Genomic DNA, 8137 nt, shown 5'->3' on the forward strand with positions numbered 1-8137 from the left:
TTTTGTCGTCGCTAACAATGCATCAATTTCAGGGGCGGCAGGAGGATGTCAGGCTGAAGTAGGATCAGCAGCAGGGATGGCAGCAGCGGCGATCGTTGAAATGGCTGGAGGCACACCGTCTCAATCTGCAGAAGCCATGGCTATCACGTTGAAAAATATGCTTGGCCTTATTTGTGATCCTGTAGCAGGGTTGGTAGAAGTTCCATGCGTTAAAAGGAATGCAATGGGAGCCTCCAATGCGGTCGTGGCTGCCGATATGGCACTGGCTGGAGTAACTAGCCGTATTCCATGTGATGAAGTCATCGATGCGATGTATAAAGTGGGGCAACGCATGCCTTCAGCCTTCAGAGAAACGGCTCAGGGAGGTCTTGCTGCTACTCCGACGGGGAGAGAATTAGAAGCTAAAGTGTATGGAATATCATTGAAGAAAGAGTGAATGTTGTGTTGAGCCAATCGATTAGCGAAATCAATGGAGTCGGAGAAAAATTTAAAGAACAATTGAATGAGCTCGGTCTTTTTACCGTAGAGGATTTATTGTTCTATTTTCCTTTCCGTTATGACTCTTACGAAACGAAACCTTTGACCGAATTGACTCACAATGAAAAAGCTACGATTGAAGGGAAGGTTGTATCTGAGCCTTCCCTAAGCTATTTTGGCCGAAAGAAATCAAGGTTGTCGTTTACGCTTCAAGTCGACCAATTCGCTGTCAAAGCTGTAATGTTCAATAGAGCTTTTGCTAAAAAGCAATTGAACCAGGGAGATACAGTAACTGTGACGGGGAAATGGGACCAGCAGCGATTGCAGATAACCGTAAGTCAATTTAAAAAAGGTGAATCGAAGAGTCAGGAACCGATTCAGCCCGTATATCAATTAAAAGAAGGCGTGGGTCTTCAACGCCTTAGAAAAATCATTAAATCTGCCCTTGATGAGTATGGAGGGAATGTTCCTGAAATTCTACCTGAGGACTTGCAGCTTTCTTATAAGTTACCTGATCGAACAAATGCCATCAGGCAAATGCATTACCCTGAGACCAGAATTCTATTGAAGCATGCAAAACGCCGCTTCATCTATGAAGAATTTTTAATTTTTCAATTGAAGATGCAACTGCTTAGAAAACAACATAGAGAAGCAACCACAGGAAATGCCCAGGAGTATGATAACGACCTCCTCACCGGATTTGTGCAGTCACTTCCTTTTGAGCTGACAACAGCTCAGAAACGGTCACTCGCAGAAATCTTAAAAGATATGAAAAGCCCTCATAGAATGAATCGCCTCCTTCAAGGAGATGTCGGTTCAGGAAAAACAGCTGTTGCAGCTATAGCTCTGTACGCTTCCATCACTTCAGGAAAGCAAGGGGCTCTAATGGTTCCAACAGAAATTCTTGCCGAACAGCACTACCAATCTTTGGAAGAATTGTTCAAAGGGCGTGCCTCTGTTGCGTTGTTAACAGGTTCAATTAAGGGGAAGCGAAGGCGTGAGATATTAGAGGCTGTTCAAAATAAAGAGATTGATATTTTAATCGGGACGCATGCGCTTATCCAGGATGAAGTATTATTTGACGACTTAGGATTCGTTATCGTTGATGAACAACACCGTTTCGGAGTGAATCAACGGAGGGCATTACGAGATAAAGGATTGCGCCCTGATGTTCTATTTATGACAGCTACGCCAATTCCTAGGACATTAGCGATCACAGCTTTTGGAGATATGGATGTTTCTGTTATCGATGAAATGCCGGCAGGGCGCAAACCAGTTGAAACTTATTGGGTGAAAGGACAGATGACGGACCGTGTACTATCCTTCATCCAAAAAGAGGTTGACAAAGGGCATCAGGCCTATGTCATATGCCCGCTAATTGAAGAATCCGACAAGTTGGATATCCAAAATGCTGTAGACCTCTATGAGCAGCTTTCTACTGTTTACGAACCGGATATTCATGTTGGATTGATGCATGGTCGTCTTCACAATGACGAAAAAGAGGAAGTAATGCAGCAATTCGCGAATAATCAACTCAAAGTCCTGGTTTCGACAACGGTAGTAGAAGTTGGAGTTAACGTTCCGAATGCAACGGTCATGGTCATTTATGATGCAGAGCGTTTCGGATTGTCGCAGCTCCACCAATTACGAGGACGTGTAGGAAGAGGCTCCGACCAAAGTTACTGTATTTTGCTGGCGGACCCGAAAGGAGATGTCGGTAAAGAGCGGATGAGGATCATGACAGAGACAAGTGATGGCTTTGAGTTATCTGAGCAGGATTTAAAGCTTAGGGGTCCTGGTGACTTTTTCGGCAAGAAGCAGAGTGGAATGCCAGAGTTTAAAGTGGGAGATATGGTTCATGATTATAGAGCATTGGAAACAGCAAGAAAAGATGCGGCTGATATGATCATGAATGAATCTTTGGAGCAGGATGAGCGTTATCGCGATTTAAAAGAGAAGGTTTATCAAGATGATCAATTATTAGGCGATGTATTGGACTGAATGCTCATATAATAGATCCTACAACAACCACATACTTTAAAAATGAGGGGCCAAATAAAGGCCCCTTTAAAGGTGGAGACCTAATGATCAAACCTAATCACTTATGTGCAGGAGATCGCGTCGGTATTGTAGCTCCGGCGGGCCCTCCTAATCCAAGGGAATTACAAGAAGGAGTAAAAGCTCTTCAAAGTATAGGCCTTGTACCTGTAATTGGAAGCCATGTGTTTCATAAAAAATCGTATTTGGCTGCTGAAGACTGGGAACGTGTTGATGATCTGCATCAAATGTTCCTCAACCCTTCCATACGTGCGGTATTTTGCGCTAGAGGCGGATATGGAACCGCCCGCATAGCTGAAGGTTTGGATTACAGACTAATCCATCGTCATCCCAAAATTGTATGGGGGTACAGCGACATTACTTTTTTATTGAATGCAATAATGAAGTATAGTGAACTCGTCACTTTTCATGGCCCGATGATTGCATCCGACCTTAATCAACAATCGAATCATAAAAGCACAATGAACTCCTTTCGACAACTATTTTCATCAGAACCTTTAACCTTTATAACTTCAGCTCCTCCGTTAAGAAGAGGCGTTGGAGAAGGAATGCTTGTTGGAGGGAATCTCACCTTGCTGGCAGATTCTCTCGGAACTCCGTTTGAGATAGACACATGCGGAAAAATTCTTTTAATCGAAGAAGTGGATGAACCTGCCTACCGAATTGATGCGCTGTTTAATCATTTGCAACAGGCAGGAAAGTTCAGGGGTCTCCGTGGACTTATCCTTGGTAATCTGAATGTAGAAGATGAGCAGCGTCCTATGATTGATCATTTCTTTTTCGACTTCTTCAAAAGGTATAATTTCCCCGTTTTGCAAGGTTTTTCCATTGGTCACTGTCGACCAAACCTCGGTGTTCCACTCGGTACGATTGCCTTTATGGATTCACATCAAAATTGCTTTAAAACTGAGTCTGGAGTCCTTTGAAGGGAGATTACGTAAAGCGATTTAAACAACTATCCTTGCGTAATTTTTATTGGTATTATATATTACTATTAGTACCTAGTCATAAAGCTTTTGCTTATGATTAAACGGACGGTGGGACCACGATGAAAAAGACAAAAAAATTAAGGCAAGAAGAATTGAAAAGCACAATAGAATCTTCACCATTTATTACTGATGAGGAATTAGCCAGACGATTCGGTGTAAGTATTCAAACGATTCGACTTGATCGCATGGAAATGTCTATACCTGAACTGCGGGAACGGATTAAATCGGTAGCTACTCAGGAATGGAATGAAACGGTTAAAGCCTTGCCAATTGAAGAAGTGATTGGAGAGGTGGTCGATTTAGAGCTTGATGTCCGCGCCATTTCTATTTTAGATATTCGTCCTGAACATGTTTTTTCTCGAAATAATATTGCCCGCGGTCATCACCTGTTTGCCCAAGCAAATTCCTTAGCTGTAGCGGTCATCAATGATGAGTTGGCACTTACTGCTCGCTCTAACATCCACTTTGCTAGACAAGTTAAGCTCGGGGAGCGTGTGGTTGCTAAAGCAACAGTAAAAGGGGAAGACGATAAAGGCCAAACAATCGTTCAAGTTCAAAGTTATGTTGAAAACGAAGAAGTTTTTGCTGGAACCTTTCATATGTATCGTTCCAATCAATAGAAGGAGTTGGAAGAGATGAAGCTTGCCATAGATGCAATGGGCGGAGACAATGCTCCTGAAGCGATCGTCAAAGGCGCTGTTCAAGCCGCAGAGTCGATCAAGGGGCTGGAGATCACACTGATAGGTGATCAAGAAAAAATCGACCCGTTTTTAAACGGACAGAAGAATATCTCCGTCATACATACGACAGAAGTTATAACATCAGAAGATGAGCCGGTAAGAGCTGTTAGAAGAAAGAAGAAATCTTCCATGGTATTGACGGCCAATGAAGTGAAAGAAGGACGGGCTGATGGTTGTATTTCAGCAGGAAATACTGGCGCACTGATGAGTGCAGGCTTGTTTGTAGTGGGCCGCATGAATGGAGTGGACAGACCTGCTCTAAGCCCTACGCTGCCAACCCAGGATGGCAAGGGCTTTTTAATGCTGGATGTTGGAGCGAACGTTGATGCAAAACCTGAGCATTTGTTGCAATATGCTGTAATTGGTTCTATTTACGCTCAAAATGTCCGAAATATCTCTCGTCCTCGTGTAGGATTATTGAATGTTGGTACCGAAGATGGAAAAGGTAGTGATTTAACGAAAAAAGCCTTTCAGTTAATGAAAGATGCGCCGATCCATTTTGTGGGAAATGTGGAAGCGAGAGATTTACTAGATGGTGTGGCTGATGTGGTCGTGACAGATGGTTTCACTGGGAACGTCGCCTTAAAGACGATTGAAGGTACGGCTTTGACGATGTTTTCTATGATGAAAAAGACATTTATGAGTAACTTTAAAACGAAGATCGCAGCGGGCTTAGCTAAAAATGATCTAAGAAAATTAAAAGAACAACTAGATTACTCTGAGTATGGTGGGGCTGGTTTATTCGGTTTGGCAGCTCCCGTCATTAAAGCTCACGGATCATCGAATGAGCGCGCTATCTATAATGCGATTCGGCAAGCCTGTCAAATGATCGAGTTGAACGTGACGACAACAATATCGAATACACTGAAAGAGATGCAGCAGAAGGAGGAAGAATCATGAAGAAAGTAGCCTTTGTATTTCCTGGACAAGGATCTCAGGAAGTCGGTATGGGGAAAGAGATGTATGAAGCGTATCCTGCCGTAAAGAAACTTTTTGATGAAGCAGATGACGCATTAGGTTATTCGCTGACGAAATTGATGTTTGAAGGACCAGCAGAAGAGCTGACTAAAACGGAAAATGCTCAGCCGGCGCTCTTGTTGAATAGTGTAGCTATTAACATGGTTCTAAAAGAGGAAGGCATCACGCCATCTATGACTGCCGGTCACAGCCTTGGTGAGTACAGTGCTCTCGTTTCATCTGGAGCTCTTGAACCAATTGAAGCAGTGAAGCTTGTGAACACGCGAGGGAAATTGATGGAAGAAGCCTATCCGACAGGGAAGGGTACAATGGCTGCCGTGCTTGGTTTATCCCAGGAAGCCATTGAAGAAGTAATCCAGGATTTTGATGGAGAATTGGCTGTCGACCTTGCTAATATCAATTGTCCAGGGCAAATTGTTATTTCAGGTACGAAAGATGGCGTGGAACAAGCTTCTCAAAAGCTGTCAGAAGCTGGAGCGAAACGTGTTCTTCCGTTGAACGTCAGTGGACCATTCCACTCTCGTCTTATGAAACCAGCTAGTGATGATTTTGCATCCTATTTATCAGATGTGAACGTGAAGGACGCGGGGGTGCCCGTTTATGCAAATGTGACAGCGTCTGCTGTCAAAGAGGCTGGTACCATTGAAAAACTTCTCGTCGAGCAATTATACTCTCCGGTTCGTTTTCAGCAAATCTTGGAAGCTTTTGTGGAAGAAGATGTGGACGCGATTGTAGAAATTGGTCATGGGAAAGTTCTAAGTGGCTTGGTACGTAAAGTGAAACGCCGTATGAAGACATTTAATGTACAAGACCCAGATACAACACAAGCATTTATTGAATGGTATAAGGAGGAAGCTTAATGTTACAAGATCAGGTAGCTCTCGTTACAGGTGCCTCTAGAGGGATTGGGCGTGCCATCGCACTTGAACTAGCATCAAAAGGTGCCAAGGTAGCTGTCAACTACGCAGGAAGCGAAGATAAAGCTGAATCCGTTGTTCAGGAAATCAAAGAAAACGGTGGCGTGGCGATTAAAATTCAAGCAAATGTAGCCAGTGAAGATGATGTGAAACGCATGGTGAAAACGGTTGTTGATGAATTTGGACGCTTGGATATCCTAGTGAACAATGCAGGTATTACGAAAGACAACCTTCTTATGCGTATGAAAGTAGAAGAATTCGACTCCGTCATCGATACCAACTTGAAAGGCGTATTTCTTTGTACCAAGGGCGTCACTCGTCAGATGATGAAGCAAAAATATGGTAGAATCATCAATGTTGCTTCCATTGTGGGTGTATCCGGAAACCCTGGACAGGCCAACTACGTTGCTGCAAAAGCTGGCGTCATTGGACTAACGAAATCAAATGCTAAAGAGCTAGCCTCCCGAAACATTCAGGTTAATGCAGTAGCGCCAGGGTATATTGCTACAGATATGACTGAGGCTTTGACGGAGGAACAGCGCGAGCAAATGATGGCGCTTATTCCGCTGAAACGTTTGGGAGAAGGGCAAGACGTTGCACGCGTCGTCCGTTTCCTTGCATCTGAAGATTCCGCATACATGACAGGACAAACGCTCCATGTCGATGGCGGTATGGTGATGTGAAAATAAGTTCGGAAGCGGATATCCACCCAAGGTTCTCAAGGGAACCATGAGGAATTAAGAAGAAGTGAATCCCTATTTTCAAGGGACTCTTGCGCTTCTATAAAAAGTTTTACTATAATTACTGAAGGGAGGTGAAGTTCCAATGGCAGAAACATTTGATAAAGTAAAACAGATCATCGTCGATAGATTAGACGTTGATGAATCTAAAGTAACTATGGAAGCTTCCTTCAAAGAAGATTTAGAAGCAGACTCTTTAGACGTAGTTGAGCTTGTAATGGAGCTCGAAGATGAGTTTGATATGGAAATCTCTGATGAAGAAGCTGAAAAAATCAATACAGTAGGCGACGCTGTGAACTACATAAACAGCGTATCGTAATACTTCTATAGCTGCCTGTTTCTGCAGGCAGCCTTTCCTATTGTTTAAATTCGTAGTAAAGGACAAGGTGATCTATGGATGATTTTTCCAGTTTTCAAAACAATATAGATGTCCAGTTTAATGATGTTTCGTTACTGGAACAAGCTTTCACGCATTCATCTTATGTGAATGAGCATCGGAAAACCGACCGTGAAGATAATGAACGACTTGAGTTTCTGGGAGATGCTGTCTTAGAGTTGGGGGTATCCCAATATCTATATCGAGAGTTTCCTAATATGGCGGAAGGTGAGTTGACGAAATTTCGTGCGTCTATCGTTTGTGAAGTTTCACTTGTGCAATTCGCCAATGAGTTAAATTTTCAGGATCTCATCCTGCTTGGTAAAGGTGAAGAGATGACTGGTGGAAGAAATCGTCCAGCTTTACTTGCGGACGTTTTTGAAGCGTTCATAGGTGCTCTCTACTTAGATCAAGGTTTTGAGACCGTCGTTCAATTTTTAAGGTCTTATGTGTATCCGAAAGTGAAAAAAGGTGCTTTTTCTCATGCGATGGATTTTAAGAGTCAACTTCAAGAGTTCATTCAACGAGACAAGAATAGTAAGATTGAATATGAAATCGTCGAAGAGAGAGGCCCGGCCCACAGTAGAGAATTTATTGCCCATGTCAGGATTCAAGGGGATATCGGTGGCATTGGTATCGGTAGAACGAAGAAAGAAGCTGAACAGAAAGCTGCTCAACAGGCTCTGGAAAACCATGGTGCAATTTCCTAACAAAAAGATCGCCCAGAACACCTCCTTGGTTTTGGGCGATCTTTTTGTCATTCATAGTTTTTAAATGATGACTTCTAAAAGCTATTCAACAAATATGCAGTTATCTGGAAGACTCGATTTCGAGATACTTTCGGTTCCGTTGCTAAATACGG

9 protein-coding genes are annotated in these 8137 nt (G+C 43.0%); all 9 read left to right on the plus strand.

Annotated features, from left to right (window positions below; all coding sequences use genetic code 11):
- Positions 1-436, plus strand: a 436-nt coding sequence (sdaAA, locus tag LD39_RS10765; RefSeq protein WP_035546149.1) for an L-serine ammonia-lyase, iron-sulfur-dependent, subunit alpha, incomplete at its 5' end; no start/stop codon positions are given.
- A gap of 5 nt (positions 437-441) precedes the next feature.
- Positions 442-2478 (plus strand): ATP-dependent DNA helicase RecG, encoded by a 2037-nt coding sequence (gene recG / locus LD39_RS10770; RefSeq protein ID WP_035546151.1) that lies wholly within the window; start codon positions 442-444, stop codon positions 2476-2478.
- 83 nt (positions 2479-2561) lie between these two features.
- On the plus strand, positions 2562-3461 hold the full coding sequence (locus LD39_RS10775) for an LD-carboxypeptidase (protein WP_035546152.1): 900 nt from the start codon (positions 2562-2564) through the stop codon (positions 3459-3461).
- 122 nt (positions 3462-3583) lie between these two features.
- A complete protein-coding gene (gene fapR / locus LD39_RS10780) occupies positions 3584-4144 on the plus strand; it encodes a transcription factor FapR (protein WP_035546153.1) in 561 nt (186 codons plus the stop codon).
- A gap of 15 nt (positions 4145-4159) precedes the next feature.
- Positions 4160-5164 (plus strand): phosphate acyltransferase PlsX, encoded by a 1005-nt coding sequence (gene plsX / locus LD39_RS10785; protein WP_035546155.1) that lies wholly within the window; start codon positions 4160-4162, stop codon positions 5162-5164.
- Complete coding sequence (gene fabD, locus LD39_RS10790; RefSeq protein ID WP_035546157.1) at positions 5161-6102, plus strand: ACP S-malonyltransferase; 942 nt, start codon at positions 5161-5163, stop codon at positions 6100-6102. The genes plsX and fabD overlap by 4 nt, the downstream gene beginning before the upstream one ends.
- Positions 6102-6842 carry a 3-oxoacyl-[acyl-carrier-protein] reductase gene (gene fabG / locus LD39_RS10795; protein WP_035546159.1) on the plus strand — a complete coding sequence of 247 codons (741 nt, stop codon included), beginning with the start codon at positions 6102-6104 and terminating at the stop codon, positions 6840-6842. Before fabD ends, fabG begins: the two co-directional genes overlap by 1 nt.
- A gap of 142 nt (positions 6843-6984) precedes the next feature.
- On the plus strand, positions 6985-7218 hold the full coding sequence (gene acpP / locus LD39_RS10800) for an acyl carrier protein (protein WP_035546161.1): 234 nt from the start codon (positions 6985-6987) through the stop codon (positions 7216-7218).
- A gap of 74 nt (positions 7219-7292) precedes the next feature.
- Positions 7293-7985: a ribonuclease III gene (rnc, locus tag LD39_RS10805; RefSeq protein ID WP_035546163.1), complete on the plus strand. Its 693-nt coding sequence runs from the start codon at positions 7293-7295 to the stop codon at positions 7983-7985.
- Positions 7986-8137: the final 152 nt, after the last annotated feature.

The organism is Halobacillus sp. BBL2006 (genome assembly GCF_000786645.1).
Taxonomy (GTDB): Bacteria; Bacillota; Bacilli; order Bacillales; family Halobacillaceae; genus Halobacillus.

Coding starts and splice junctions, on each gene's coding strand:
- LD39_RS10775 (WP_035546152.1), top strand. CDS start 2,562: ATGATCAAACCTAATCACTTATGTGCAGGAGATCGCGTCGGTATTGTA.
- fapR (WP_035546153.1), top strand. CDS start 3,584: ATGAAAAAGACAAAAAAATTAAGGCAAGAAGAATTGAAAAGCACAATA.
- plsX (WP_035546155.1), top strand. CDS start 4,160: ATGAAGCTTGCCATAGATGCAATGGGCGGAGACAATGCTCCTGAAGCG.
- fabD (WP_035546157.1), top strand. CDS start 5,161: ATGAAGAAAGTAGCCTTTGTATTTCCTGGACAAGGATCTCAGGAAGTC.
- fabG (WP_035546159.1), top strand. CDS start 6,102: ATGTTACAAGATCAGGTAGCTCTCGTTACAGGTGCCTCTAGAGGGATT.
- acpP (WP_035546161.1), top strand. CDS start 6,985: ATGGCAGAAACATTTGATAAAGTAAAACAGATCATCGTCGATAGATTA.
- rnc (WP_035546163.1), top strand. CDS start 7,293: ATGGATGATTTTTCCAGTTTTCAAAACAATATAGATGTCCAGTTTAAT.